Here is a 25,650-nt window from a genome sequence, read left to right as displayed (position 1 = left end):
GACCCGGCGGGCGCCGGGGGGGGGGTGTGGGCGGCGCCCGCCGGGGGGGGGGGGGGGGGGGGGGGGGCGCCCGCGGGGGCCGCGGGGGGGGGGGGGGGGGGGGGGCCCCGCGCCCCCCGCCCCCTTCACCGTTTCCGCCCGGCCGCTCGTGCTGCGAAGCCCACGTTCCGTCCCCGTCGTGCTACGCGTATGATCCGCGCGCCTGTTCGTATGATCCCGAGGAGGAGCACCGTACCTGTGGACCCATCGACCCAAAGCTGGCAGCCGTATCCGCAGTACGCCCGCAGACCGTCCGTGAACGGCCTGTCCGTCGCTTCCCTCGTGCTCGGCATCGTGTGCTGTCTGCCGCCGCTCGGCCTGGTGCTCGGGCTGATAGCCCTCTCGCAGATCAAAAGGAAGGGCGAACGCGGCAAGGGCATGGCGGTCGCGGGCATCGTGCTCTCCTCGATCAGCACGCTCCTGGTGCTCGTCGCACTCGCCACCGGCGGGATCGGCGATGCCTGGGACGGCTTCCGGAAGGGCATGGACGAGGCGTCGCGCTCGCGCAGCACGCTCGACCTGCACAAGGGCGACTGCTTCAACGTCCCCGGCGACGAGCTGGAGCAGGAGACCGCGACCGTCGGGGTCGTCGACTGCGCAAAGGAGCACGACGCCGAGGTCACCGGGGCGTTCAAGCTCGAGAAGTCCGACGACTGGCCCGGCGAGGCGGCGGTCGAACCGGTGGCCGAGAAGCGCTGCACGGAGATCAATAATGCCTACGCGGACGACGCGTCGGCCGTGCCGGACAGCGCGGAGATGTACTACTACATGCCGAGCGCACACAGTTGGCGCCTGGGTGACCGGTCGGTGACCTGCGCCTTCGCCGTCACGGAAGGAAAGCTCAAGGGCTCCGTACGGTCCGGAGGCATCCCGTCGGCGGATGAGACCGGTTCCTGAGCCAACGACAGCCCGGGCACCGGTCTCATCCGAATCCCGCGCGCGCTAGCGGCGGGAGAGCCCGCGGTCGACGGCGGCCATCAGCTCGCCCTCGGCCGTGTCCCCGTCCAGGGACCAGAACATCGCGCCGCCCAGACCCCGGTCACGGATGTACGAGGTCTTGGTGCGCAGCACCTGCGGGTCGTCGTACGTCCACACGGTGGTGCCGTCGAAGAGCCAGGCGTGACCGTTCCGCCGGTCGCGGTGGAGCGTGTACGTCCCCGAGTCGGCGAGCTTCTTGAGGGCCTTGTAGTCCTCGTAGCCGGCCGCCCAGGTCGCGGGTGCGGGCGCCGCGGCTGGCTGGTTCAGGCCGTCACCGCCGCCGGTCACGCCCGTCCAGCCCTGGCCGTAGAAGGGCATGCCCATCACCAGCTTGCGGGCGGGGGCGCCCCGGTCGCGCCAGGCGTCGACGGTCTGGTCCACGCTGAAGTCGTTCTTTGCGTAGAGCGCGGACTGCTGGGCGGTGGTCGACTCCCAGGAGCCGTGGAAGTCGTAGCCCTGGAGGTTGACGAAGTCGAGATCGCGCATGATCCTTCGGACCTCGAAGCCCGCGTCGATCTTGGCGGGTGCGGTCGGGACGAAGGCGCTCAGCTCGTAGTGCCTGCGCTTCTGGAGGGACCTGCCGTACGCGTCCAGCTGTGTCCTGAACTCCCGTACCAGAGCGGTGAAGTTCTGTCTGTCCTCGGGGCGGAAGACGGTGTCCGTGTCGCCCGCCGAGCCCGGCCACTCCCAGTCGATGTCGACACCGTCGAAGAGTCCGGCCGCGGCGCCTGCCCCGCCGCGCGCTCCGTCGACCGGCAGATTGCCCTTGAGGTAGAGGTCGATGCAGGAGGAGACGAAGGCCTTGCGGGAGGCGGGGGTGCGGGCCGCGTCCGAGAAGTGGGTGGACCAGCTCCAGCCGCCCAGGGAGATGAGCACCTTGAGGCCGGGGTGCTTGGCCTTGAGCTCGCGCAGCTGGTTGAAGTTGCCTGCGAGCGGCTGCTCGGCGGTGTCGGCGACGCCGTCCACGGAGTCGGCCGCGTCCAGCGGACGGGCGTAGTCGGCCCAGGCGTCGGCCTCACCGGGGACATTGCCGGTGAAGCATCTACCGTCGGAACCGACGTTGCCGAAGGCGTAGTTGATGTGGGTGAGCTTGGCCGCCTGGTCGCTGGTGTCCATGTCCTTGACCTGGAAGTCCCGGCCGTAGACGCCCCATTGGGTGAAGTAGCCGACGCGTTTGTACGAAGGCCTCGCGTGCTGCTCGCCCTGGGTGGAGGCGTCGGCGGAGTGGGAGGCACGGGCCGAGCCGGAGGTGGACGCGGAGGCGCTGGGTGCGAGGGCGGCGAGGAGTGAGAGGGAGCAGGCGGCAACGGCCGCCCTGGGAAGGGATCTTCGGCAGTTTCGGCGCATGGCCAGGAACGTATTGGTCTGGACCATTGAGGTCAAGGGTGCGGGCGCCGAATGGTGGGCATATCCGTGACTAACCCCTGCGTAAAGGCAAATCATCACTTCGAGTGAAACTTTGGCCCATGCTTGCGGTCGGCAACCCAGGGTTGCCACGCTGTTGCTGTCTGTCAACCTGTTGGGAGTGGCCAGTGACATTCGGTGAGCAGCCCGCCTATCTGCGCGTTGCGAGCGATCTCCGCGAGAAGATCGTCAACGGCTCGCTGCCGCCGCATACCCGTCTCCCTTCGCAGGCGCGGATCCGCGAGGAGTACGGCGTCTCGGACACCGTCGCCCTCGAGGCGCGCAAGGTCCTGATGGCGGAGGGCCTGGTCGAGGGCCGCTCCGGCTCCGGTACGTATGTCCGTGAACGGCCCGTCCCGCGCCCTGTCTCCCGCTCCGGCTACCGGCCGCCGTCCGGCGCCAATCCCTTTCGGCAGGAGCAGGCGGAGGAGGGGGCCCGGGGTACCTGGGAGTCCAGCAGCGAGCAGGAGAGGGCGAGCGCCGAGATCGCGGCCCGGCTCGGCATCCAGCTCGGCGATCGGGTGATGCGCACGCGCTATGTCTTCCGGGACGCGGGCGAGGCGATGATGCTCTCCACCTCCTGGGAGCCCCTCGAAGTCACCGGGCGTACACCGGTGATGTTGCCGGAGGAGGGCCCGCTGGGCGGCTGCGGGGTGGTCGAGCGGATGGCCGCCATCGACATCGTCGTGGACAACGTGGCGGAGGAGGTCGGCGCGCGGCCGGGGCTCGCGGAGGAGCTCCTGGCGCTCGGCGGCGTACCAGGCCATGTGGTGATGGTCGTCGAGCGGACGTATTTCGCCTCGGGGCGGGCGGTCGAGACGGCGGACGTGGTCGTCCCGGCGGACCGCTACCGGATCGCATACCACCTGCCGGTGAAGTGACCCTCGAGGCGGGCCGGGAGGCGGCCCGGAGGCACCCCGCGATGTGGCCAGTGAGGTGGCCGGTGAGGTGACCCGGGAGGTATCCGCTACCCGGACAGTCTGTCCGGCCTCCGTGACCGCGAGTTAACGCACTCTCCGCGCCCGTAACGCCCGGGCAATCGCCCGCTGCGACGGACTGTCATGTCCGGCTCCTACCTTCCCGTCCGTACCCGCCACCCGCACACGGACCGACGAACGGGAAGTCACCGATGACGGACACCGCCACATCTGTCACCAGGACGCCGGAGCCGGGGGAGCAGCAGTCGCCGCCCCGGCGCAGTTACGCGAAACTCGCCGCCGACGAGAGCCGCGAGGACTACTCCCTCCGCTATGCGCCGCACTCCTTCCGCCGCTGGTCGCCCTCGATGGTCGCGGGCACCGCGCTCGGCGGCATCGCCTATCTCGCGGACTTCGCGATCGGCGCTTCGATCGTCTTCACCTACGGCTTCACCAGCGGTCTCGCCTCGATCCTCACCGCCGCGGTGATCATCTTCCTCACCGGGATACCGATCGCGCGGGCCTGCGCCAAGTACGGCCTCGACATGGATCTGGTCACGCGCGGCGCCGGCTTCGGCTACTTCGGCTCGACGCTGACCTCACTCATCTACGCCTCGTTCACCTTCATCTTCTTCGCGCTCGAAGGCTCGATCATGGCGCAGGCCATGCACCAGGCCGTTGGACTGCCGGTCGAGATCGGCTATCTGCTCACCACGCTGATCGTCATCCCGATCGTCTTCCGGGGGATGGGCGCGCTGGCGAAGGTGCAGGCATGGACCCAGCCTGTCTGGATCATCGGCATGGTGCTGCCCTTTGTGGTGCTGGCCTTCGAAGCCCCGGACGCCTGGGGCGCGTTCGGGTCCTTCGGCGGTACGGAAGGAGCCGGTTCCGGCTTCTCCTGGATCGGCTTCGGCCTTGGCACGGGTGTCGCGCTCTCGCTCATCGCCCAGATCGGCGAACAGGCCGACTATCTGCGCTTCATGCCCGCCAAGACCGAGGCGAACAAGCGCCGCTGGAACCTCGCCGTGCTCGCCGCCGGACCCGGCTGGGTCATCATCGGGGCGGCCAAGCAGCTCGGCGGCGCCTTCCTCGCCTTCGTCGCGCTGGAGGCCGTCGGCAAGACGCACGCCCTGGAGCCGATCGCCCCGCAGATCGAAGCGCTCAAGCCGTGGCTCGGCTCGGTCGCCCTGCCCGCCGCCGCGCTCTTTGTGATCGTGTCGCAGGTCAAGATCAATGTGACCAATGCCTACAGCGGCTCGCTCTCCTGGTCGAACTTCTTCTCCCGCATCACACACAAGCACCCGGGCCGCGTCTGGTACATCTTCCTCAACCTCGCCATCGCGCTGACGTTGATGGAGATGAACATGTTCGCGGCCCTCAACAAGCTGCTGGGCTTCTACTCGAACGTGGGCATCGCCTGGATCGCGGCGGTAGCGGCGGATCTTGTCATCAATAAGCGGATCGGACTCAGCCCCAAGTACATCGAGTTCAAGCGGGCCTATCTGTACGCGGTGAATCCGGCCGGCTTCGGTGCGATGGTGATCGCCTCGACCGTCTCGATCCTCGCCTTCTTCGGACTCTTCGGCCGGTACGCCGAGGCCTTCTCGACCTTTATCGCGGCCGGACTCTCCCTGGTGCTCTGCCCGTTGATCGCCTGGGCGACGAAAGGCAAGTACTACCTGGCCAGGCCGAACCCGGTGAACGGACCCGAAGCTGAGATCGAGGACATCACCGCCACCCACACCTGCTCCGTGTGCGAGACGGCGTACGAGCTCCCGGACATCGCCGATTGCCCGGTCCAGTCAGGACCGATCTGCTCACTGTGCTGCTCGCTGGACTCCGAGTGCGGGGACGTCTGCCGCAAGGATCCGGCGGCCAGTGGTCCGGTGCTGATGCCGGTGCCCGCGGTGCGTGCAAGGATGCCCATATTGAGTGTGGTGCCTACGGAGCCCACGGAGCCCACGGACTGAGCAGAGTCGAGGCGACGGGCATGGAGAGGGGGGCGTATCCAGCCGGATACGCCCCCCTCTCATATCTCTTTGTGAAAACCCGTATCCGCTGAGTAAAGGTCAGGCGTAGGCTCGGGCATATGCGTAGTGCGGTTTCCTGGCGATCGTTACAGACCTGCAGGCCGACCCGGGGAGGGGCGCGATGAACGACAATGGCCCCGTGCTCCCCTGGCTCGTCATACGGCAGGACGACAACGGGAACCGCTATCGCGTCGGCAGGTACGCCACCAGGGACGAGGCGCAGCAGATCGCGGACACCCTCGACGGTCGCGGGCACAAGCAGCTCTACTGGGTCGAGCGTATAGGCCAGACCACTCACTAGCCGTGGCGTGGCGGCCCTTTCCACTGCCCTCTTCAGCCGGAGTTCGTGCGGGTAGGGTCCAGCCTGAACAGGTTCCGTATGAGTGAGGGCAGAGGATGTCGGTCTTGATCGACACGGTGGCGTGGGTGCGGGTGGAGAACGGCAGGATCCTCTGTGCGCGCTCCCGGGGCAAGGACGTCTACTACATCCCCGGCGGGAAGCGGGAAGGTGGCGAGAGCGATCTGCAGACCCTGCTCCGTGAGGTCGAAGAGGAACTGACCGTGGCCGTCCTTCCGGCGACCGTGTCACATGTGGGCACATACGAAGCCCAGGCTCACGGTCATTCGGACGGCGTGGTTGTGCGCATGAGCTGCTATGCCGGTGACTACCGGGGCGAGCTGACGGCCAGCAGTGAGATCGAAGAGATCGCCTGGCTGTCCTACCTCGACCGAGCCCAGGTCCCTCCGGTCGACCAACTGCTCTTCGATGAACTCAAGGCGTCGGGTGAACTGGACTGAGCCTCGCCGGCCGAGGGCTGAGGGCTGACGTGTTTCGGCTTGGCATGTCAGCTTCGTGGAAACCGGCTGAGTCCAAGGCACAGCCCGACCATGACGGACCACCAGTTCGTCGACTGATCCGGACCGACCGGCTCTCCGGGCGCGGAGGCGGGCGCACGCGGCCGACTCGTACGCCCGTTCGCGCCACGGTGCGCCCTTTGATGCTGCGACGGGGATACCTCGCCCCAAATATCGGGTATGTGCTGATTAACCACCCGAAATAGGGCATGGGTCTGCTGGGTCTGCTGCTGGTCCGGGAAGTGGGCGGCGTGATCGACACTGAAGGCGAATGCGCCGAGTGGACCTTTCCTGCCGAGGCCGACGCCGTGCGCACCGCCCGCCACGTTGTCCGCGACACTCTTCGCGCCTGGGGACTGGATTCGGTGATCGGTGATGTGACCGTGCTGCTGGTCAGTGAGCTGGTGACCAACTCCCTGCGGTACGCATCGGGCCCGATCGGCGTCCGGCTGGTCCGGCCGGAACCGGGCGCCAGTGCCCCCTCCCTGCGCGTGGAAGTCTCCGACCCGCTTCCGGATCCCCCCACCGAACGCAGTGCGGAGCTCGATGAGGAGGGCGGTCGCGGTCTGCAGCTGGTGGCTTGTACGGCCCGCCGCTGGGGAACGCGGCGGGGCAGAAGCGGCAAGACCGTGTGGTTCGAGCTGGCCCTCACTGGTTAGAAGTGTGAGGGGACAACGATCACGTCGGAGACGGTTCCGGCCGGTTCGGACTCGGCCGAAAATGAACGAGACCGTGCTGTGATCGTGAACGCCGTGTCGGTCGGAGCCGTAGTGCTGAATACTGCGGTCATGGCCGGTCCGGTGCGGTGAGCTGGAGGGGACGGTCGCGTGAGCGAAATACCTGAGACGGCGAGTGGTGTCGTATGGCAGAGCAGCCCGCCTGGCTCGATCTATGACTACATCAAGGTTGCCTCTTTCTCGATCGGCCCCGACGGGCTGGTCGACCAGTGGAGTCGGCGCGCCGTCGACCTCTTCGGCATCACCCCTGACGAGGTCAGGGGCAGGGACCCGATCGAGGTCTTCATGCCGGCAGAGCTGCGCCCGCGCGGACACCGGAAGGTCGCCGAGATACTCGACGGCAAGGAGTGGACCGGCCTGGTCCCTTTCCGTATGCCGGGTCGGGGCGGCGCGCACGGCATAGCCGAGGTCTATGTGATGCCGAGCGAGACGGAGCGTGGCGAAAGGGCTGCGCTCTGCATCGTCGTCGACGTCCGCGCGCTGCGCCGGATCGAAACTGATCTCGCCGCTTCGCAGGCTATTTTCGGCCAATCTCCTTTTGGCTTCCTCCTCTTCGGTACGGATCTCACGGTGCAGCGCGCCAACCAGCGCTTCGCCACCGTGTTCGGGGGCTCCGCCGATGACCACCGCGGGCGCACCGTCCACGACTATCTCTCCCGCCCCGAGGCGGAGCGGATGAACGCCTCCCTGCGCCGCGTACTGGAGACCGGCGAATCCGCCATCGACCTCCAGATCGTCGGGAGTGCCCCAGGCAGTGCGGACCGCAGGCACTGGTCGATCAATCTCTACCGGGTGCACAGCGGATCCGGTCACCCCATCGGTGTCGCCGGACTGGGCACCGATGTCACCCGCCGCCAAATCGCCGCCCGCGATGCCGCGAGCGCCCGGCGCAATCTCGCGCTCCTGAATGAGGCGAGCGCCCGCATCGGCAATTCCCTCGACCTGGAGACCACCGCCCGCGAACTGCTCGACGTCGCCGTCCCCGGCTTCTGCGACCTCGCCTCGGTCGACCTCTACCTGGGGCTCCTCACCGGCGACGAGGCCCCGCCCGGACGGGCCGACGGCAGCGCCGAGCTGCGCCGGGTCGCCTTCGCCAGCGCCGTCTCCGACGCCCCGCTGGTGACCACCCCCGGCTGCAGATCCGAGGGCAGCACACCCACCGCCGTCGGCGAGGTCCACCGCTATCCCTTCAACTCGCCCTGCGCGAGCGCACTGCGCACCGCCCGGGTCCAGTCGATCCCGGGCGAGGAAGGCACTCTCGTCCAATCCACGCTCGCGGTGCCGATGGTGGCGCACGACACCGTCGTCGGGCTTGTGCAGTTCTCCCGTACGAAGGGCAGCGAGCCCTTCGGTGAACGGGACCGGGCGCTCGCCACCGAGCTCGCCGCCCGCGCCGCGGTCTGTATCGACAACGCCCGGCTCTACCGCAGGGAGCACGAGCGGGCGCTGATCCTCCAGCGCAGCCTGCTCCCGCCCGGCGACCCGGAGGCCGCAGGACTCGACATCGCCTGCCGCTATCTCCCGGGCAATACGGCCACCGAGGTCGGCGGAGACTGGTTCGACGTCATCGAACTGCCCGGCCACCGCACCGCCCTGGTCGTGGGCGATGTGATGGGCCGCGGCCTGCGGGCCGCCGTCGCCATGGGCGAACTGCGCACTGCGGTACGGACCTTGGCGCTGCTGGACCTGGAGCCCGCGGAAGTACTCTCCGCGCTCGACGAGATCGCCCGCGGCCTCGGCAGCCCCAGCGGCGCCCAGCAGGCCTCCCGTGTCGCCCACAAGTCCCGCGACGCCGACCTCTCCGAGGTCTATCTCGCGACCTGTGTCTACGCCGTCTACGACCCGGTCACCCGACGCTGCACCTTCGCCAACGCCGGCCATCTGCCGCCCGTCCTCGTCGAACCGGGGGAGGAGGCGCTGCTGCTCGACGTGCCGCCGGGGATGCCGCTCGGCGTGGGCGGCGAGCCCTTCGAGGAGGTGGAGGTCGAGCTCCCGGAGGGCGCCCTCCTCGCGCTCTACACCGACGGGCTCGTCGAATCCCGGGACCACCCGCTCGACGAGGGCCTGCGCGCCTTCCGGACCGCGCTCACCGATCCCTCCCGCCCGGCGCCCGGCCACCACCCCTCGACGACGGCGCTGCGCGCCGACCTCTCTCGTTCCCTGGAAGACGTCTGTGACCATGTGCTGAACACTCTCGACACCCGGCACGGCGAGGACGACATCGCCCTGCTCATGGCCCGCGTCCAGGGGCTGCCCGCGGAGGCGGTCGGCGACTGGCGGCTGCCGCGTGAGCCCCGCTCGGTGGGGCGGGCCCGCGAGCTGGCCCGTGCCCAGCTGATCACCTGGGGCCTCGAAGTGTTGGTGGACACGGTCGAGCTGCTCGTCAGTGAACTGGTCACCAACGCACTGCGGTACGGCGAGGACGAAATTCGGCTGCGCCTTCTGCGCGACCGCACCCTTGTCTGCGAAGTGTGGGACGCCGGCCTCGTGCAGCCCAGGCGCCGACGGGCCCGCGACACCGACGAGGGCGGCCGAGGACTGCAGCTCGTCGGACTGCTGAGCGCGGCCTGGGGCTCGCGCCGGACCCCACGCGGCAAGACGGTCTGGTTCGAACTCGCCCTGCCCGACGGTGACTCGATGGCCGAGCCCACCGTCGAGCAGCTGCTCAGCATGTTCTGACAGGGCGAACAGTAAGGCGAACAGCAGAGCGGTCAGCAAGCCGGGCAGTAAGCCGGGTAGTAAGGAGGACGGGGCGGCTGCCCCGGCGGGGAGGCGCCCGTCGCGCGTATGGGGAGTCGTGTCAGAAGCGGCCGCCACCGAGGCGGCCGCGGGTGCCCCCGCCGCCGAAACGGGCGGGCCCGCCGCCGAAGCCGCCGCCAAAGCCCTCCACACGGCCCCCTCCCGAACCCCCGCCATACCCCCCGCTCCTTCCTCCGCCGTCGAACAGTCCGCCGAGGATGATCCCGCCGAGCACCGCGCCCCCGAGACCGCCCCTGGCATTTCCTGCTCCTTGCACACCGCCCGGCCCGAAGGGGTTCCCATACGCCCGCAGGTCTTCTTCGGCCAGGTTCTGCGCCCGCCGCGCCAGAGCGTCCGCCTGCTGCGCCTCGGCCAGCCCGCCCCGCGGATCACCGGAACCACCCGAGCCGCCTGAGTCCCCGGAGCCACCCGACCCGGCCAGCTCAACCGCCCGCTCCAGCCGCCGCTCCGCCTCCGCCAGCCGCGTCCGTGCCTCGCTGCCGACCGCTCCGCGATGCGTGGTGATGTAGTCGGCGGCCGCACCGATCGCGGAACGCGCGCCGAGCATCGCCTGATCGAGCAGTACACGGGCCCGCCGCGCCCCCTGCTCGTTCTCGCGCGCCCCCGCCAGAGCCTCGTCGAGCGCGGCATCCGCCTCCTCGACCCGGCGCAGCGCGTCGATCGGGTCGTACGAACCCGCCTCCTGCTCCCCGCGTACCTCTGCGGCCACCTTCGCGGCCCGCGCGACACGCCCCTGGAGGTCGGCCGTCGAGACCCCTTCCGAGGTGCCCTTCAGCAGCCCACGCGCCTCGGCCAGGTCCGCGTCCGTCCCGATGAGCGCGCCGGGCAGCTTGCCGGCCGCCTCCGCGAGCTCCTGCGCGCGCCGGTCCACGGACTCGATAAGTCTCCTCGCCTGCGCGACGGCACCCTCCGCGGCCCGTATCTGCACGGCGGTCGCGCCCTTGTCGGACGCGTCGACCGCCTGGCCGGCCCGGTCGAGACCGGTCTTCGCAAAGACCAGCCGGTCCGTGGCCTGCTCGACATTGCTCGCGACGGGCGCGGCGGCAGAGGCGGCGTACCGCTCACGCATCATGCCGAGCGTGGCCTCCGCCGTGACGGCGCGTCCGCTGAGATCGGTGTAGGCGGCTCCGGCGGTGGCGAGGGCCTGCTGCGCGTTCTGCTCCAGGGCGCGCAGCCGGTCGAAGTCCTCGGACTCCGCGTCCAGTCGCCGGTTGGCGGCCGTACACCGCGCGACGATTTCGTCGAGCATCCGCCGGCGGGTCGCGACGTCCTCCGGACAGGCGTCGTCCAGCTGCCGGCGCAGCCGGAAAGCCGCCGCCAGCTCGTTCTTCGCGTACTCCACCGCGTCGTTGAAGGGCTTGGCAGCCGCCTCGCCGAACTGGGCGGTGGCGAAGCCGAGTTCCTCCTGGCTGGTGCGCAGCGCGTCGTCGGTGTCGACAAGAGTCTGCTTGGCCTGGGCGTCGAGTTCGGGCAGCGGCGGCTGCGGATGTTGCGGCGTCCCCCAGCCCTCCTGTCCGCCTTGCGGTGTGGTGCGGGTCGCGCTCCGCTTCCTGCGCTTGGCGTAGGTGTAGGCCGCGATCGCGACGGCCCCGCCGACGACCGCGATCGGCAGCACCAGATCTGCCCCCGTCCCGGCAGCGTCGCTTCCGCCCGGATCGGCCTCGCCCGCAGTGCTGGCGGGAGCGGGCACGGGCTGTGCGACCTGCGGCTTCCGGTCGCCCAGACCCCCGACCCGATCGGTGATCCGACTCTCGCGGGACAGGCCGACGGGGCCGTCGGCGAGGGCGCATCGAGCGGCGGGCACGACCAGCCAGCACGCCGCCACCAGTAGGGCGAGCAGGAGCCTGGCGGCTATTCGCGTCACATTTGGGAGGCTATGTCGACCGTTGGGCCTCCGCGACCGGACGGGTGCCCGACCCGGATTGTCAGAGCCGTGATCTAGCCTTGCGGCGCATGGGGACCAAAGAGCAGGTGGGGATTCGTGAGCGCGTACGGGCGCTGCGTGGAGCTTCGGGTGCGCGTGCGCTCCTACGAAGGTGGCGCAGCCCCCGCCTGAGGTGGCCCAAGCGGATCGCGCTCAGCCTTGCTGTACTCCTCCTTGTCCCCACTCTCACCGGCGCGATCGCGCTGCGCGCCAACTACGCGGGTGACATCGAAGAAGGCACGAGGACGCGCGGCAAGGACGCCATCTGGCTCGGTCACGCCTGGGTGGACGGCCGAAAGAAGGACGCCGACCTGGACGCTTTTGCCCGGCGCATACGGGGGACCGGGATACGGGACCTGTACGTCCACGCCGGGCCGCTCGAGCATGACGGGACGCTGCCCACCGACCGTTATGCACGTGCGCGGTGGCTGATCGACGCCGTACACCGGAAGATCCCTGGTATACGCGTGCACGCCTGGCTCGGCGACAAGCTGGCGAGCGAGGGCCCCGTCGGACTGCCGCTGTCAGACGCCGGCACCCGGGCCGCCGTCGTGCGCTCCACCACGCAGATCCTCGACGCGGGCTTCGAAGGCGTCCACTACGACCTGGAGCCACTGCACTCCGGCGACCGCGACTATCTGTCCCTGCTGGACGATCTGCGCGAGCTGACGCGTGCCCGAAAGGTCCCGCTCTCCATAGCGGCCCATCAGATCGACCCGCTGCCCGCACTCCACGCCGTCGCCGGCGGGCTCACAGGGCACCCCAAGTGGTGGTCGCAGGAGTTCTTCGGCCAGGTCGCCCGCCGGGTCGACCAGATCGCTGTGATGTCGTACGACACCTCCATGCCGCTGGAGAGTCTGTACGGCGGCTATGTCGCCCAGCAGACCAGCCTTGCCCTCGAAGTCACGCCCGAGAACACGGACTTGCTGATGGGGCTGCCCTTTTTCCACGAGGACGACATCGGGCACCGCGAGTCCGCGGAGACGGTCGAGGCCGCGATCCGTGGCACCCGGCTGGGCCTGGGGCGCACGGACCGCGGCCGTGAGCGGTTCGGGGTTGCGCTGTATGTCGACTTCGCGGCGGAGGAGGGCGACTGGACGGCGTACCGAGAAGGATGGGGGACCCGCCGCCGCTCCTCGACAGCCAGTCCCAGCTACGCAGTCGCCGCCAGCCAGTCCCCGCCAGGCAGCACCATGAGTCGGTTTCCGCCTGTCGTCCCTCGCTAGTCAGCCGCCCAGCGGCGCTTGATCTTGCTGCCCAGCCACACCAGCGGGTCGTACTTACGGTCCACCGCCCGTTCCTTCAGCGGGATCAGCGCATTGTCCGTGATCTTGATGCCCTCGGGGCACACCTCCGTACAGCACTTCGTGATGTTGCAGTACCCGAGCCCGTGCTCGTCCTGGGCGGACTTCTTGCGGTCCAGGCCCGCTTCGGCCGCCGCGTCCAGCGGATGCATGTCCAGCTCCGCCACCCGCATCAGGAAACGCGGACCCGCGAACGCGGCCTTGTTCTCCTCGTGGTCGCGCACCACATGACAGGTGTCCTGGCACAGGAAGCACTCGATGCACTTGCGGAACTCCTGCGAGCGGTCCACATCCATCTGCTGCATCCGGTAGTCACCCGCCTTCACCCCCGGCGGCGGCACAAAGGAGGGCACCTCCCGTGCCTTCGCGTAGTTGAAGGACACATCCGTGACCAGGTCCCGCACCACAGGGAACGCCCGCAGCGGCGTCACCGTGATCGTCTCCTCCTGTGAGAAGACCGACATCCGGGTCATGCACATCAGCCGCGGCCGGCCGTTGATCTCGGCGCTGCACGAACCGCACTTGCCCGCCTTGCAGTTCCAGCGGACCGCGAGATCGGAGGCCTGGGTGGCCTGGAGGCGGTGGATGATGTCGAGGACAACCTCACCGTCGTTCACCTCGACGGCGAAGTCCTCCAGCGCCCCGCCGTCCGCGTCACCGCGCCAGACCCTGAAGGCCGCTTTGTAGCTGCTCACTCGTAGAGCTCCTCTTCGGCGAGGTACTTGACCAGCTCCTCCTTTTCGAAGAGAGCGAGCAGGTCGGGACGGATGGGCTCGGTCGTCTTCCGTACGAGCGCGATCTGACCGCGCACCGGATCGGTGGCCGCCAACTCGCCGGTCGGATCGATCAGTTGGCACAGCAGATTGACCCGCCGCCAGTCGCGCTCCATGGTGGGGCAGTCCTCGCGGGTGTGCCCGCCGCGGCTCTCCGTGCGCTCCAGTGCCGCCCGCGCGATGCACTCGCTGACCAGCAGCATGTTGCGCAGATCCAGCGAGAGGTGCCAGCCGGGGTTGAACTGCCGGTGGCCTTCGACCCCGGCCCGCCTGGCCCGTACCCGCAGATCGGCCAGTTTCTCCAGGGCCTGCTCCATCTCCGCCCCGCGGCGGATGATGCCGACCAGGTCGTTCATCGTCTGCTGGAGCTCCTGGTGGAGGGTGTACGGGTTCTCGGGCGGCCGCCCGTTCTCCTCACCCGGCTGCGGCCCCTCGGCGCTGAACGGACGCAGTGCCTCCGCCGCGGCCTCGTCGATCTGGACCTCCTCCACCGCCGGGCGTTCGCCGATCCCCTGCGCGTACTCGGCGGCGTGCAGCCCCGCCCGCCGGCCGAAGACCAGCAGGTCGGACAGGGAATTCCCACCGAGCCGGTTGGAGCCGTGCATTCCGCCCGCGACCTCGCCCGCCGCGAACAGGCCGGGGACGCCGACCGCCGCCGCGGTGTCGGACTCGACGGCGATGCCGCCCATCACGTAGTGGCAGGTCGGACCGACCTCCATCGCCTCTGCCGTGATGTCGACATCCGCCAGCTCCTTGAACTGGTGGTACATCGACGGCAGCCGGCGCCGGATCACCTCGGCCGGCATACGGGTGGAGACATCCAGGAACACCCCGCCGTGCGGGGAGCCACGGCCCGCCTTCACCTCGGAGTTGATGGCGCGGGCCACCTCGTCGCGCGGCAGCAGCTCGGGAGGACGCCGGTTGTGGTCCGGGTCCTCGTACCAGCGGTCGCCCTCCTCCTCCGACTGCGCGTACTTCTCCTTGAAGACGTCCGGGACGTAGTCGAACATGAACCGCTTGCCCTCGGAATTGCGCAGCACCCCTCCGTCGCCACGCACCGATTCGGTGACCAGGATGCCCTTCACCGAAGGCGGCCAGACCATGCCGGTCGGATGGAACTGCACGAACTCCATGTTGAGCAGCGGCGCGCCGGACAGCAGCGCGAGGGCGTGCCCGTCGCCGGTGTACTCCCAGGAGTTCGACGTCACCTTGAAGGACTTGCCGATGCCGCCGGTGGACAGCACCACGGACGGCGCTTCGAGAACGAAGAAGCGCCCGGACTCGCGCTCGTAGCAGAAGGTGCCGGAGACCCTGTCCCCGTCCTTCAGCACACGCGTGACCGTGCACTCCTGGAAGACCTTCAACCGGGCTTCGTAGTCCCCGAATTCTTCCTTGTCCTCCTGCTGCAGCGAGACGATCTTCTGCTGCAGGGTGCGGATCAGCTCCAGGCCGGTACGGTCGCCGACATGTGCCAGGCGCGGGTATTCGTGCCCGCCGAAGTTGCGCTGGGAGATCTTCCCGTCGGCCGTACGGTCGAAGAGGGCGCCCCAGGTCTCGAGCTCCCAGACCCGGTCGGGCGCCTCGCGCGCGTGCAGCTCCGCCATCCGCCACTGGTTGAGGAACTTTCCGCCGCGCATGGTGTCGCGGAAGTGCACCTGCCAGTTGTCGCCGGAGTTCACATTGCCCATGGAGGCGGCGATGCCGCCCTCGGCCATCACCGTGTGGGCCTTGCCGAAGAGGGACTTGCAGATCACCGCAGTACGGGCGCCCCGCTCGCGCGCCTCGATGGCGGCGCGCAGGCCCGCGCCGCCCGCACCCACCACCACGACGTCCCACTGCTGTCGTTCGAGTTGCGTCATGTCAGAAGAACCTCGGATCGTCGAAGGCACCGGACGCGACGAGATAGACGTAGAAGTCGGCGAGCGCGACGCTGATCAATGACGCCCATGCGAGCAGCGCGTGGCGTTCATTCAGCGTGCCGACCCAGCCCCAGAGGCGGTAGCGCACCGGATGTTTGGAGAAATGCTTCAGCCGGCCGCCGATGATGTGCCGGCAGGAGTGGCAGGAGAAGGTGTACGCCCAGATCAGCACGATGTTGACCAGGAAGACGAGGGTGCCGAGGCCCATGTGGCCCCACTCGTAGTGCTCGTCGCGGAAGGAGAGCACGGTGTCGTACGTGAGGATTCCGGCGACCGGGATCGCGGCGTAGAAGAAGTACCGGTGGATGTTCTGCAGGATCAGCGGGAAGCGGGTCTCCCCGGAGTACTTCTTGTGCGGCTCGGCGACCGCGCAGGCCGGGGGCGAGGCCCAGAAGCCCCGGTAGTAGGCCTTGCGGTAGTAGTAGCAGGTCAGCCGGAAGCCCAGCGGGAAGATCAGGATCAGCAGCGCGGGGGACAGGCCCCACCAGCTGCCGAAGATCTCCCAGTTGGGGCCGTCGCGCATGGGTGCGCAGTTCTCGGCGAGGCAGGGCGAGTAGAACGGCGAGACATACGGCGCTGCGTAGTAGTCGGCGTTCGCGAAGGCGCGCCACGTCGAGTAGACGATGAAGGCGAGCAGCCCGGCGGCGGTCAGAGCGGGCGCGAGCCACCAGCGGTCCGTCCGCAGATGGCGGGGACCGATGGCGGCGCGCGTGGCGCTCTGTACGCCTGTATTGATTTGTGGTGGTTCGGTACCAGTGGCCAACGAAGGCTCCGTATGGAGTGGGATCGGGTGTGGGCTCCGGTGTGCCTACGGGCCGGGGCCGGTCAGGGTGCGTGCCGGTCGCGCGCTCCGAGCCCCTCGTCGTCCGTGTCCGTCCACAGCGCGCTGTTGTACGGGGTGTCGGGGATGGTGACCAGCTCGGGGCGATCCGGTGATTTCGACGGGGCGGGCGCCGGCATGGCCGGGCCGGCGGCACGCAGCTGATCAACGGTGCGCTCCAGCTGCCCGACGCGCTGGAGCACCTCGTCGAGACGGTGCTGGATCGCCGTCAGTTCTTCCTGCTCGGACATGACTTGCCCTCACTTCCGCAGGGTGCGGTGGCATCGCTCATGCGCCTGCGAGTGTCGCGCGTCACGTCCCCGCTTGTGAAGGGACGTGCAGGGATTCCCGGCGCATGCGCTTCCGGCGCGCCCCTCGTGGTTCGTATTTTGCTCCCCATTTTCTCCCTTTCTTAAGCGATATGTCGGATTCTGCATTGGGCCGCACGGGTGGCCTTGAGGAGGAGGCCGCCGTGTCTCCGTCATCTGTCCGGTTCCGTCCACTTCAGTGGACGGGAATCGGTGTGATCATCTCTAAATTCCATAAACCAGGACGAAGAGGTACAAGTCATGTCCCAGGTCGACGCCCCACGCGGGAGGACATGCTCCCGGACGCTCCGCTCCGTCGCGCTTCTGACCAGCGGGGTGCTCGCTCTGCCGGTCCTGACCGCCTGCAGCTCGGGCGAGGACGAGAGCGATGCTCCGCCGGCAGCCCAGGACATCGCCCCCGCCGCACGGGACCTGGTCGCCGACGGAGGGACGCTGCGCTGGGCGGTCGACGCGTTGCCCACCACCCTCAACGCCTTCCAGGCCGATGCCGACGCCACCACGACGCGTATCGCCGGAGCCGTACTACCCTCTCTCTTCAGGCTCGACGGGCGCGGCCGTCCGCAGCTCAACCCCGACTACCTCGAGTCCGCCGAGATCGTCGAGCGCGAGCCCAAGCAGGTTGTGCTCTACAAGCTCAATCAGCAGGCGGTGTGGAGCGACGGCCGGGAGATCGGGGCGCCCGACTTCGTCGCCCAGTGGCACGCGCTGAGCGGCAGGGACTCCGCGTACTGGACCGCGCACAATTCCGGCTACGAGCGGATCGAGAAGATCGAGAAAGGTGCCAGCGACCTTCAGGTCAAGATCACCTTTAACAAGCCGTACGCGGACTGGCGGTCCCTTTTCACCCCGCTCTACCCCAAGGAAGTGACGGGGACCCCGGACTCCTTCAACGACGGGGCCCGCAGCACGCTCAAGGGGATGGCCGGCCCCTTTCAGCTGGAGTCGACCGACATCAAGGCCGGCACGGCCACGCTCGTACGCAATCCCCGCTGGTGGGGGCAGGCGGCCAAGCTGGAGCGGATGGTGCTGACCGCGGTGCCGCGCGACAAGCGCGCCGCCGCGCTCGCCGCCGGCAGCCTCGACATCGCGGAGATCGACCGGCACGCCGCGGACCGTCTCTCTCTCGCGCTACGGGACAAGGGCGCAGGCGGCCAGGCACTCACTCACGGCCCGGGCGCCGAGATCACCCCCTCTGCCGCGCTCAAGTCCTGGGCGCTGGCGAACGGCTCCGACGACGGGAAGGCCCGGGCCGCCCAGCAGGCCCGCAGACGGAATGCCGATGCGGCCGAGGTGTACGCCAATGAGCAGACCGCCCTCCGCGGTTTCGTGCTCCGCAAGTCGCTGGAGCCCGCGTACACGCAGCTCGCGCTGAACGGTGAGTCCGGCCCGCTCTCCGACGACCGGGTGCGTCGCGCAGTGGGCCGGGCACTGAACCGCAAGGAGCTCGCGGAGGCCGTACTGACCCCGCTCGGGCTGCCGGCCCATCCGCCAGGCAGCCATCTGGCGCTGGCCGGGCAGCAGGCGTACGCCGACAACAGCGGTGCGCTCGGTGATCAGAGCACCAAGGAGGCGCAGGCGCTGTTGGCCGACGCCGGCTGGACGCCCGGCGGAGCGCTCGAGAAGCCCCACCCGGCCAAGGCGGGCGGTGAGGGCGGCAGCAGCAAGAAAGCGGAACCCGGCCGGCAGGCAGCCCCGAGCGTAAAAGCAGCGCCGAGCGTAAAAGCAGCGCCGAGCGTAAAAGCAGCCCCGAGCGTAAAAGCAGCGCCGAGCGTAAAAGCAGCCCCGGGCCAGGCGTCGCTCAGGACGAAGACGGAGGAAGAGCAGGAGGACAGGCCGTCCAAGGAGGGGATGTACATCGTCGGTGACGACAAGCCCGCCAATGCCGGCCACGGCGCCGAGACCGGCACCGGCGGTACGCGCATCCTCGCCCCCGCCCCTGGGGCGGCCATCCAGGGCGATGCTCTGCGGCAGCGGGCCGAGGCGCTGGACGACACCGAGAACAAGGCCGGGTCCAAGGTCAAGGAGCGGAAGGGCGGCGTGGCCGGAGCGTACGCCCCGCGCGGGACCGCGGCACCGGCCCGCGTCGCCGGCCCGCTCGGCAAGGACGGGAAGCCGCTCACGCTGCGCTTCGTCCTCCCCGCGGGGCCCGGCTCCGAGGCGCTGCGCACTGTCGGCGACAAGATCTCCAAGATGCTCGACCGCATCGGCGTCCACACCGAGATCACCAAGGTCGGCGACGATGCCTTCTTCAGGGACCACATCGCCTCGGGCGCCTACGACCTGGCCCTTTACTCCTGGCCCGCCACCGCCTTCCCGGCGACCGACGCCCGGCCGATCTTCGCCAAGCCCCAGCCCGCCAGTGACGGCTCGCTCCTGGTGGAGCAGAACTACACCCGCGTCGGCAGCGACTACATCGACCAGCTCTTCGACCAGGCCGCCGCCGAGCTGGACGAGGACAAGGCCCGCGATCTGGTGCGCCGGGCCGACGCCCGGATCTGGGCCGCGGCCGGATCCATTCCGCTCTACCAGCGTCCCGAGCTGGTGGCGGCAAAGCCTCAGGTGGTCAATGCCGGAGCCTTCGGCTTCGCGGCACCCCGGTACCAGGACATTGGGTTCAAGAAGGCCGAAAGTTCGAAGACTACTAAGAAGTAGCAGGTCAGAACCTCAGAACTGGCTCAAGTCCCTTGCCCGCCGGCAGCGCCGGCGGGCAAGCTCGTACCAACCCTTGACCCAGGCTTTTTTCGCACCCCCAGCGCACCAGAACCCCCTCCCGATCGGCCCGGGAAGCCCCGGACGCGGCGGCCCCGTACCATGGGGATTAGCCGTGGCCTGTCCGCCCGGCGGGCGTACGAGGAAAACAACGCCGCATCCCACGATCGAGAGAAGCGCCAGCCAGCATGCCCACGCGCCACGACATCCGTAACGTTGCCATCGTCGCCCACGTCGACCATGGCAAGACCACCCTGGTCGACGCCATGCTGAAGCAGGCCGGCGCCTTCGCCGCGCACGCCGCCGAGCACCTCGACGACCGCATGATGGACTCGAACGACCTGGAGCGTGAGAAGGGCATCACGATCCTGGCGAAGAACACCGCCGTGAAGTACCACCCCAAGGCCGGCGGGGCCCCGATCACCATCAACATCATCGACACCCCCGGCCACGCCGACTTCGGCGGCGAGGTGGAGCGCGGTCTGTCGATGGTGGACGCGGTCGTCCTCCTCGTCGACGCCTCGGAGGGCCCGCTCCCGCAGACCCGTTTCGTGCTCCGCAAGGCCCTCCAGGCCCGGATGCCCGTCATCCTCTGCATCAACAAGACGGACCGCCCGGACTCCCGGATCGACGAGGTCGTCAATGAGACCTACGACCTGTTCCTGGACCTGGACGCGGACGAGGAGCAGATCGAGTTCCCGATCGTCTACGCCTGCGCCCGTGACGGCGTCGCCTCGCTGACCAAGCCGGAGGACGGCACCGTCCCGGCCGACAGCGAGAACCTCGAGCCGTTCTTCAACACGATCCTCGAGCACGTCCCGGCCCCGGAGTACGACGAGGCCGCGCCGCTCCAGGCCCATGTCACCAACCTGGACGCCGACAACTTCCTCGGCCGTATCGCCCTCTGCCGCGTCGAGCAGGGCGAGCTGAAGAAGGGCCAGACCGTCACCTGGATCAAGCGTGACGGCTCGATGTCCAACGTCCGCATCACCGAGCTGCTGATGACCGAGGCGCTCACCCGCAAGGCCGCCGAGAAGGCGGGCCCGGGCGACATCTGCGCGGTCGCCGGATTCCCGGACATCATGATCGGCGAGACTCTGGCCGACCCCGAGAACCCGATCGCGCTCCCGCTGATCACGGTCGACGAGCCCGCGATCTCGATGACCATCGGTACGAACACCTCGCCGCTGGTCGGCAAGGGCGGCAAGGGCCACAAGGTCACCGCCCGCCAGGTGAAGGACCGCCTGGACAAGGAACTGGTCGGCAACGTCTCGCTCCGCGTCCTGGACACCGAGCGCCCCGACGCCTGGGAGGTCCAGGGCCGCGGTGAGCTCGCGCTGGCCATCCTGGTCGAGCAGATGCGCCGTGAGGGCTTCGAGCTGACCGTCGGCAAGCCCGAGGTCGTCACCAAGCAGGTCGACGGCAAGACGCACGAGCCGATCGAGCGCATGACGATCGACTCTCCCGAGGAGCACCTCGGCGCCATCACCCAGCTGATGGCGACCCGCAAGGGCCGTATGGAGACCATGACCAACCACGGCTCGGGCTGGATCCGCATGGAGTGGATCGTCCCGTCCCGCGGTCTGATCGGCTTCCGTACGGAGTTCCTGACCCAGACCCGTGGCACGGGCATCGCGCACTCCATCTTCGAGGGCCACGAGCCGTGGTTCGGCGAGCTGCGCACCCGTAACAACGGCTCGCTGGTGGCGGACCGTTCGGGCTCGGTGACGCCGTTCGCGATGATCAACCTTCAGGAGCGCGGTGTCATCTTCACGGAGGCCGGCACCGAGGTCTACGAGGGCATGATCATCGGTGAGAACTCGCGCTCCGACGACATGGACGTGAACATCACCAAGGAGAAGAAGCTCACCAACATGCGTGCCGCGTCCGCGGACACCACCGAGAACGTGGTGCCGCCGCGCAAGCTGTCGCTGGAGCAGTCCCTGGAGTTCTGCCGCGACGACGAGTGCATCGAGGTGACCCCGGAGACGGTCCGTATCCGCAAGGTCGTCCTGGACCAGAAGGAGCGCGGCCGTACCGCCTCCCGCGCCAAGCGCAACTGACGTAGCGTCAGTACTGCGCCGTAGCGACGGCCCGGCCCCCCGCAGACACTGTGGGGGGCCGTGCCGTTCGTCAACTCGTTTTCATGGCCCATGTGTCCGGATATCGAGCGTAGCTCTCCGGAACATGTGTTAACGGTCCGTTTCGCGGGTGTCTGTCTGTGCTCGCTTTGTCCGGATTTCGGACACGCAGAGCCTGGCGATGTTGTCAAAACGAGACCCTTTAAGTGTGGTTTACGGCTCGGGCGTACTTAATAGTTGGCTCCATTGAGCTCGGGTCAATGGGTCATGCGCTGTGGGGAGCGCCGACTCACGAGCACACTCGGGGTACGTGACGTGTTCGCTGTCAGGGGTGTCAGTGCGCGTAGATGTCCCCTTCTTGTAGTGACAAAGTGGACTCATGAGGAGGAACCCATGCGCGGTGCCAAGAGCGCCAAGTGGGTAGCGGGTGCGATAGTTGTTGCCCTGGCAGCGACCGCCTGTGGTGGCGGCAGTGACAGCGGCGACGACATGAACGCTGGTAAGGCCGACCCCAACGGGATTCTGGTCGCCCAGCTGAGCGAGCCGCAGAACCCGCTGCAGCCGGCGAACGCCAAGGAGAGCCAGGGCAGCCGTGTCCTGCGCACGATCTTCTCCGGGCTCGTCGACTACGAGCCGGGCACCGGCAAGCTCACCTACATCAACGCCGAGTCGGTCACTCCGAACGCCGACTCGTCCGTGTGGACCGTCAAGCTCAAGCAGGGCTGGAAGTTCCACGACGGCACCCCGGTGACCTCGAAGTCCTACGTGGACTCCTGGAACTGGTCTGCCAACGTCAAGAACAACCAGACCAACTCCAGCTGGTTCCAGGACATCAAGGGCTACGCCGACGTCCACCCCGAGAAGGGTGACCCGAAGGCGACCACGATGTCCGGTCTGAAGGTCGTCGACGACACCACCTTCACGATCACCCTGTCCGGCTCGGTCTCGTACTTCGCGTACAAGCTCGGCTACGACGTCTGGGCGCCGCTGCCCGAGGGCTTCTTCAAGGACCCGAAGGGCTACGGCGAGAAGCCGATCGGCAACGGTCCCTACAAGTTCGAGTCCTGGGACCACAAGAAGCTCATCAAGGTTCGCAAGTACGACGGTTACACCGGGCCCAACAAGGCCAAGAACGGTGGCATCGACTTCAAGAACTACACGACCGCCGAGGCCGCGTACTCGGCCCTGCGCTCGGACCAGCTCGACTGGATCGAGCAGGTCCCGGTCACCGCGCTGAAGAACTACAAGCAGGACCTCGGCGACCGCGCGATCGACCAGGAGTACTCCGCGGTCCAGTCGCTCGTCCCGGCGTTCTACACGCCGCAGTTCAAGAACATCAACCCCAAGGTCATCCAGGGCCTGTCGATGGCGATCGACCGCCCGACGATCACCAAGACGGTTCTGAACGGCACCCGTGAGCCGGCCGACTCCTACGTCGCCCGTGGTGTGCTCGGCTACAAGGCCGGTGCGCTGGGTGACGTCGTGAAGTTCGACCCGGCCAAGGCCAAGGCCCTCATCAAGGAGGGTGGCGGCGTCCCGGGCAACAAGATCTCGATCCAGTTCAACGCGGACCAGCCGCACAAGGCCTGGGTCGACGCGGTCTGCAACAGCATCCGTCAGTCCACCGGCGTGGAGTGCGTCGGCGACTCGAAGCCGGACTTCCAGACCGACCTGAACGCTCGTGACGGCAAGAAGGTCAAGTCCATGTACCGCGGTGGCTGGGTGCTCGACTACCCGGTCAACTCCAACTTCATGCGCGACCTGTACGGCACCACGGCCGCCGGTAACACCAGCGGCTACTCGAACAAGGCGTTCGACGAGCTGACCGCCAAGGCGGACAAGGCCAAGACGCTCGACGAGACGGTGAAGATGTACCAGGAGGCCGAGCAGATGCTCAAGGCCAACATGCCGTCGATCCCGCTGTGGTTCTACAAGACCAACTCGGGTCAGTCCAAGAACGTCTTCGGCAAGATCGTCTACGGCCAGGACGGCGACCCGATCTTCGACGAAGTCCAGGTCAAGGCCAAGAAGTAAGCATCGGGAACCGAAGGCCGGTGCCGCCGCTCCAGGGAGGAGCGGCGGCACCGGCCCTCCGGCGTAGGCCCGGGGCTCTCCCCCCACACCCCGAGGCGGAGATCACTCTGACACGGCCATCGCCGACCCCTCACGGCATGGAGGCATGATGGGGCGTTACGTCGCAAGGCGACTGCTCCAGATGATCCCGGTATTCATCGGGACCACTCTGTTGATTTTCCTCATGGTCCACATTCTTCCGGGTGACCCCATCCGGGCAATGTGGGGTGACAAGGCAGCAGACCCCGCACAGGTCGCGTCCTTGCGCCATGAGTTCGGGCTCGACCAGCCCATGTGGAAGCAGTACATCGACTACATGGGCAATCTTTTCCAGGGAGACTTCGGCAAGACATTCGGCGGCCGGCCTGTCCTCGACGAGATGTCGCGGGCCTTCCCGGTCACGCTCCGGCTGACCGTCGTGGCGCTCGCCATCGAGATGATCGTCGGCCTCGGCCTCGGCGCCTGGGCCGGTCTGAAGGCCGGCAAGGCCCCGGACACCGGTGTGCTGATCTTCACCCTGATCGTCATCTCGATCCCGGTGTTCATCCTCGGCTACATGGCGCGGTTCCTCTTCGCCGACACTCTCGGCTGGGTGGCACCCAACGTCCAGGACTCCGCGGACGTCTCGCAGTTGTTCCTGCCGGGCTTCGTCCTGGCGATGCTCTCCATGGCGTATGTCGCACGGCTGACGCGTACGACCTTCGCGGAGAACCTGCGGGCGGACTACATGCGTACCGCTCTCGCCAAGGGGCTGCCGCGGCGCCGCATCGTCGGCGTACATCTGCTGCGGAACTCGCTGATCCCTGTGATCACGTTCCTCGGTACGGACGTCGGAGGCTTCATCGGCGGCGCGGTCGTCACCGAGGGCATCTTCAACGTCCAGGGTGTGGGCAACCTGCTCTACCAGGCGCTCGGACAGCGCGAGGGCTCCACCATCGTCGGTGTCGTCACCGTGTTCGTCCTGGTGATTCTGCTGATCAACCTGCTCGTCGACCTGCTGTACGCGGTCCTGGACCCGAGGATCCGGTATGCCTGACGTGACCAAGGCCGAGGCCGTCGACGCGAGGGTCGACGCCATCGCTCCCCCGAAGGCCGACGCGGCACCCGAGCTGGCTCCCAAGGAATCGCAGGGCAAGCCCCGCGGACTGTGGGGCGACGCCTGGTACGACCTGCGGCACCGGCCCATGTTCTGGCTCTCGGCGACGCTGCTGGTCCTGCTGCTGGTGATATCGGCCTTCCCGGGCCTGTTCACCAGCGCCGACCCGCGGGCCGGCGATCTGACGCACCACTATCTGACCAAGCCCGAGCTGGGCAAGGTCTTCAGCCCCGAGTGGTTCGGCTACGACATCCAGGGCCGCTCGATCTATGCGCGTGTCATCTACGGCACCCGCGCCTCGATCCTCGTCGGCCTGGGCGTCACGGTGGCGATCACGGTCTTCGGCGGTCTGATGGGCCTGCTCTCGGGCTACTTCGGCGGCTGGCTCGACTCGATCATCTCCCGTGTCACGGACATCTTCTTCGGTATCCCCTTCCTGCTCGGCGCGATGGTCGTGCTGAACTCGTTCACCGAGCGCAAGGTGTACGTCGTGATCCTGGCGCTGGCCTTCCTCGGCTGGACCTCGATCTGCCGAGTGGCCCGAAGTTCCGTGATCACGGCCAAGCAGGCGGACTATGTGACGGCGGCGCGCGCTCTCGGCGCGGGCACCAGCCGGATGCTGTTCCGCCATGTGCTGCCCAACGCGATCGCCCCCACCATCGTTGTCGCCACCATCTCGCTCGGTGGCTTCATCTCGGCCGAGGCGACCCTGTCCTACCTGGGACTCGGTCTCGCCGACCCGACGATTTCGTGGGGCATCGACATCGCGTCGGGCAGTGAGGAGATCCGTAACAACCCGCATGTGCTGCTCTTTCCGGCCGGCATGCTGAGCCTCACGGTCTTCGCGTTCATCATGCTCGGCGACGCGGTCCGCGACGCCCTCGACCCGAAGTTGCGCTGAG

General features: G+C 68.2%; 19 protein-coding genes. 13 read left to right on the top strand and 6 right to left on the bottom strand.

From position 1 onward, the window contains the following. The first annotated feature begins 237 nt into the window (after window positions 1–237). The gene (locus AB0D12_RS24855; protein WP_362686823.1) at window positions 238–936 is read left to right on the top strand and encodes a DUF4190 domain-containing protein; all 699 of its coding nucleotides are present in this window, start codon (window positions 238–240) and stop codon (window positions 934–936) included. 45 nt (window positions 937–981) lie between these two features. Here AB0D12_RS24855 and AB0D12_RS24850 read toward each other — a convergent pair whose 3' ends face one another. Next, complete coding sequence (locus AB0D12_RS24850; protein ID WP_362686864.1) at window positions 982–2,364, bottom strand: glycoside hydrolase family 18 protein; 1,383 nt, start codon at window positions 2,362–2,364, stop codon at window positions 982–984. A gap of 185 nt (window positions 2,365–2,549) precedes the next feature. On the opposite strand from AB0D12_RS24850, the gene AB0D12_RS24845 reads away from it, so the two are divergent. The 6 genes from AB0D12_RS24845 to AB0D12_RS24820 all read left to right on the top strand — a co-directional run bounded on the left by AB0D12_RS24845 (window position 2,550) and on the right by AB0D12_RS24820 (window position 9,639). Then, window positions 2,550–3,302, top strand: coding sequence for a GntR family transcriptional regulator (locus AB0D12_RS24845; protein ID WP_362686820.1), 753 nt, complete (start codon window positions 2,550–2,552; stop codon window positions 3,300–3,302). 248 nt (window positions 3,303–3,550) lie between these two features. After that, a complete protein-coding gene (locus AB0D12_RS24840; RefSeq protein WP_362686817.1) occupies window positions 3,551–5,308 on the top strand; it encodes a hypothetical protein in 1,758 nt (585 codons plus the stop codon). A gap of 181 nt (window positions 5,309–5,489) precedes the next feature. Then, window positions 5,490–5,669, top strand: a complete 180-nt coding sequence (locus AB0D12_RS24835; RefSeq protein WP_362686814.1) for an SPOR domain-containing protein — start codon at window positions 5,490–5,492, stop codon at window positions 5,667–5,669. Between the two features lie 95 nt (window positions 5,670–5,764). Next, window positions 5,765–6,166, top strand: coding sequence for an NUDIX domain-containing protein (locus tag AB0D12_RS24830; protein WP_362686811.1), 402 nt, complete (start codon window positions 5,765–5,767; stop codon window positions 6,164–6,166). Window positions 6,167–6,465: 299 nt separating this feature from the next. Further along, window positions 6,466–6,882, top strand: a complete 417-nt coding sequence (locus tag AB0D12_RS24825) for an ATP-binding protein (protein ID WP_362686861.1) — start codon at window positions 6,466–6,468, stop codon at window positions 6,880–6,882. A 168-nt stretch (window positions 6,883–7,050) separates the two neighbouring features. Continuing rightward, complete coding sequence (locus AB0D12_RS24820; RefSeq protein ID WP_362686808.1) at window positions 7,051–9,639, top strand: SpoIIE family protein phosphatase; 2,589 nt, start codon at window positions 7,051–7,053, stop codon at window positions 9,637–9,639. Window positions 9,640–9,760: 121 nt separating this feature from the next. On the opposite strand, the gene AB0D12_RS24815 is transcribed toward AB0D12_RS24820, so the two are convergent. Further along, window positions 9,761–11,584, bottom strand: coding sequence for a TPM domain-containing protein (locus AB0D12_RS24815; protein WP_362686805.1), 1,824 nt, complete (start codon window positions 11,582–11,584; stop codon window positions 9,761–9,763). A gap of 89 nt (window positions 11,585–11,673) precedes the next feature. Here AB0D12_RS24815 and AB0D12_RS24810 point away from each other — a divergent pair, with 89 nt between their 5' ends. Continuing rightward, window positions 11,674–12,870: a hypothetical protein gene (locus tag AB0D12_RS24810; protein WP_362686802.1), complete on the top strand. Its 1,197-nt coding sequence runs from the start codon at window positions 11,674–11,676 to the stop codon at window positions 12,868–12,870. On the opposite strand, the gene AB0D12_RS24805 is transcribed toward AB0D12_RS24810, so the two are convergent. The 4 genes from AB0D12_RS24805 to AB0D12_RS24790 form a co-directional block, all read right to left on the bottom strand. Further along, the gene (locus tag AB0D12_RS24805; protein WP_362686799.1) at window positions 12,867–13,643 is read right to left on the bottom strand and encodes a succinate dehydrogenase/fumarate reductase iron-sulfur subunit; all 777 of its coding nucleotides are present in this window, start codon (window positions 13,641–13,643) and stop codon (window positions 12,867–12,869) included. The genes AB0D12_RS24810 and AB0D12_RS24805 overlap by 4 nt on opposite strands. Then, the gene (locus AB0D12_RS24800; RefSeq protein ID WP_362686797.1) at window positions 13,640–15,580 is read right to left on the bottom strand and encodes a fumarate reductase/succinate dehydrogenase flavoprotein subunit; all 1,941 of its coding nucleotides are present in this window, start codon (window positions 15,578–15,580) and stop codon (window positions 13,640–13,642) included. Before AB0D12_RS24800 ends, AB0D12_RS24805 begins: the two co-directional genes overlap by 4 nt. 1 nt (window position 15,581) lies before the next feature. After that, entirely contained in the window at window positions 15,582–16,403 is an 822-nt protein-coding gene (locus tag AB0D12_RS24795) for a hypothetical protein (RefSeq protein WP_362686794.1), read from the bottom strand. A 62-nt stretch (window positions 16,404–16,465) separates the two neighbouring features. Next, complete coding sequence (locus tag AB0D12_RS24790) at window positions 16,466–16,711, bottom strand: hypothetical protein (protein ID WP_362686791.1); 246 nt, start codon at window positions 16,709–16,711, stop codon at window positions 16,466–16,468. Between the two features lie 318 nt (window positions 16,712–17,029). Between AB0D12_RS24790 and AB0D12_RS24785 the strand changes: the two genes are divergently transcribed. The 5 genes from AB0D12_RS24785 (at window position 17,030) to AB0D12_RS24765 (ending at window position 25,649) form a co-directional block, all read left to right on the top strand. Then, a complete protein-coding gene (locus tag AB0D12_RS24785; RefSeq protein ID WP_362686788.1) occupies window positions 17,030–19,441 on the top strand; it encodes an ABC transporter substrate-binding protein in 2,412 nt (803 codons plus the stop codon). Between the two features lie 245 nt (window positions 19,442–19,686). Continuing rightward, window positions 19,687–21,561, top strand: coding sequence for a translational GTPase TypA (typA, locus tag AB0D12_RS24780; protein WP_362686785.1), 1,875 nt, complete (start codon window positions 19,687–19,689; stop codon window positions 21,559–21,561). Window positions 21,562–21,972: 411 nt separating this feature from the next. Next, window positions 21,973–23,613, top strand: coding sequence for an ABC transporter substrate-binding protein (locus tag AB0D12_RS24775; protein ID WP_362686782.1), 1,641 nt, complete (start codon window positions 21,973–21,975; stop codon window positions 23,611–23,613). A 148-nt stretch (window positions 23,614–23,761) separates the two neighbouring features. Next, window positions 23,762–24,688, top strand: coding sequence for an ABC transporter permease (locus tag AB0D12_RS24770; RefSeq protein WP_362686779.1), 927 nt, complete (start codon window positions 23,762–23,764; stop codon window positions 24,686–24,688). Beyond that, on the top strand, window positions 24,681–25,649 hold the full coding sequence (locus tag AB0D12_RS24765) for an ABC transporter permease (protein ID WP_362686775.1): 969 nt from the start codon (window positions 24,681–24,683) through the stop codon (window positions 25,647–25,649). The genes AB0D12_RS24770 and AB0D12_RS24765 overlap by 8 nt, the downstream gene beginning before the upstream one ends. The last annotated feature ends 1 nt before the right edge of the window (window position 25,650 follow it).

Origin of the sequence: Streptomyces sp. NPDC048479, assembly GCF_040651435.1 — a bacterium.
Classification (GTDB): domain Bacteria; phylum Actinomycetota; class Actinomycetes; order Streptomycetales; family Streptomycetaceae; genus Streptomyces.
Note: the sequence above shows the minus strand (reverse complement) of the source record. Positions and strands in the feature narration are given on the sequence as shown.

What these genes read in the sequence shown, in the direction of transcription:
- AB0D12_RS24850 (WP_362686864.1), bottom strand. Translation starts at nt 2,364, where the DNA reads ATGCGCCGAAACTGCCGAAGATCCCTTCCCAGGGCGGCCGTTGCCGCC.
- AB0D12_RS24840 (WP_362686817.1), top strand. Translation starts at nt 3,551, where the DNA reads ATGACGGACACCGCCACATCTGTCACCAGGACGCCGGAGCCGGGGGAG.
- AB0D12_RS24835 (WP_362686814.1), top strand. Translation starts at nt 5,490, where the DNA reads ATGAACGACAATGGCCCCGTGCTCCCCTGGCTCGTCATACGGCAGGAC.
- AB0D12_RS24830 (WP_362686811.1), top strand. Translation starts at nt 5,765, where the DNA reads ATGTCGGTCTTGATCGACACGGTGGCGTGGGTGCGGGTGGAGAACGGC.
- AB0D12_RS24810 (WP_362686802.1), top strand. Translation starts at nt 11,674, where the DNA reads ATGGGGACCAAAGAGCAGGTGGGGATTCGTGAGCGCGTACGGGCGCTG.
- AB0D12_RS24800 (WP_362686797.1), bottom strand. Translation starts at nt 15,580, where the DNA reads ATGACGCAACTCGAACGACAGCAGTGGGACGTCGTGGTGGTGGGTGCG.
- AB0D12_RS24790 (WP_362686791.1), bottom strand. Translation starts at nt 16,711, where the DNA reads ATGTCCGAGCAGGAAGAACTGACGGCGATCCAGCACCGTCTCGACGAG.
- AB0D12_RS24785 (WP_362686788.1), top strand. Translation starts at nt 17,030, where the DNA reads ATGTCCCAGGTCGACGCCCCACGCGGGAGGACATGCTCCCGGACGCTC.
- typA (WP_362686785.1), top strand. Translation starts at nt 19,687, where the DNA reads ATGCCCACGCGCCACGACATCCGTAACGTTGCCATCGTCGCCCACGTC.
- AB0D12_RS24775 (WP_362686782.1), top strand. Translation starts at nt 21,973, where the DNA reads ATGCGCGGTGCCAAGAGCGCCAAGTGGGTAGCGGGTGCGATAGTTGTT.
- AB0D12_RS24770 (WP_362686779.1), top strand. Translation starts at nt 23,762, where the DNA reads ATGGGGCGTTACGTCGCAAGGCGACTGCTCCAGATGATCCCGGTATTC.
- AB0D12_RS24765 (WP_362686775.1), top strand. Translation starts at nt 24,681, where the DNA reads ATGCCTGACGTGACCAAGGCCGAGGCCGTCGACGCGAGGGTCGACGCC.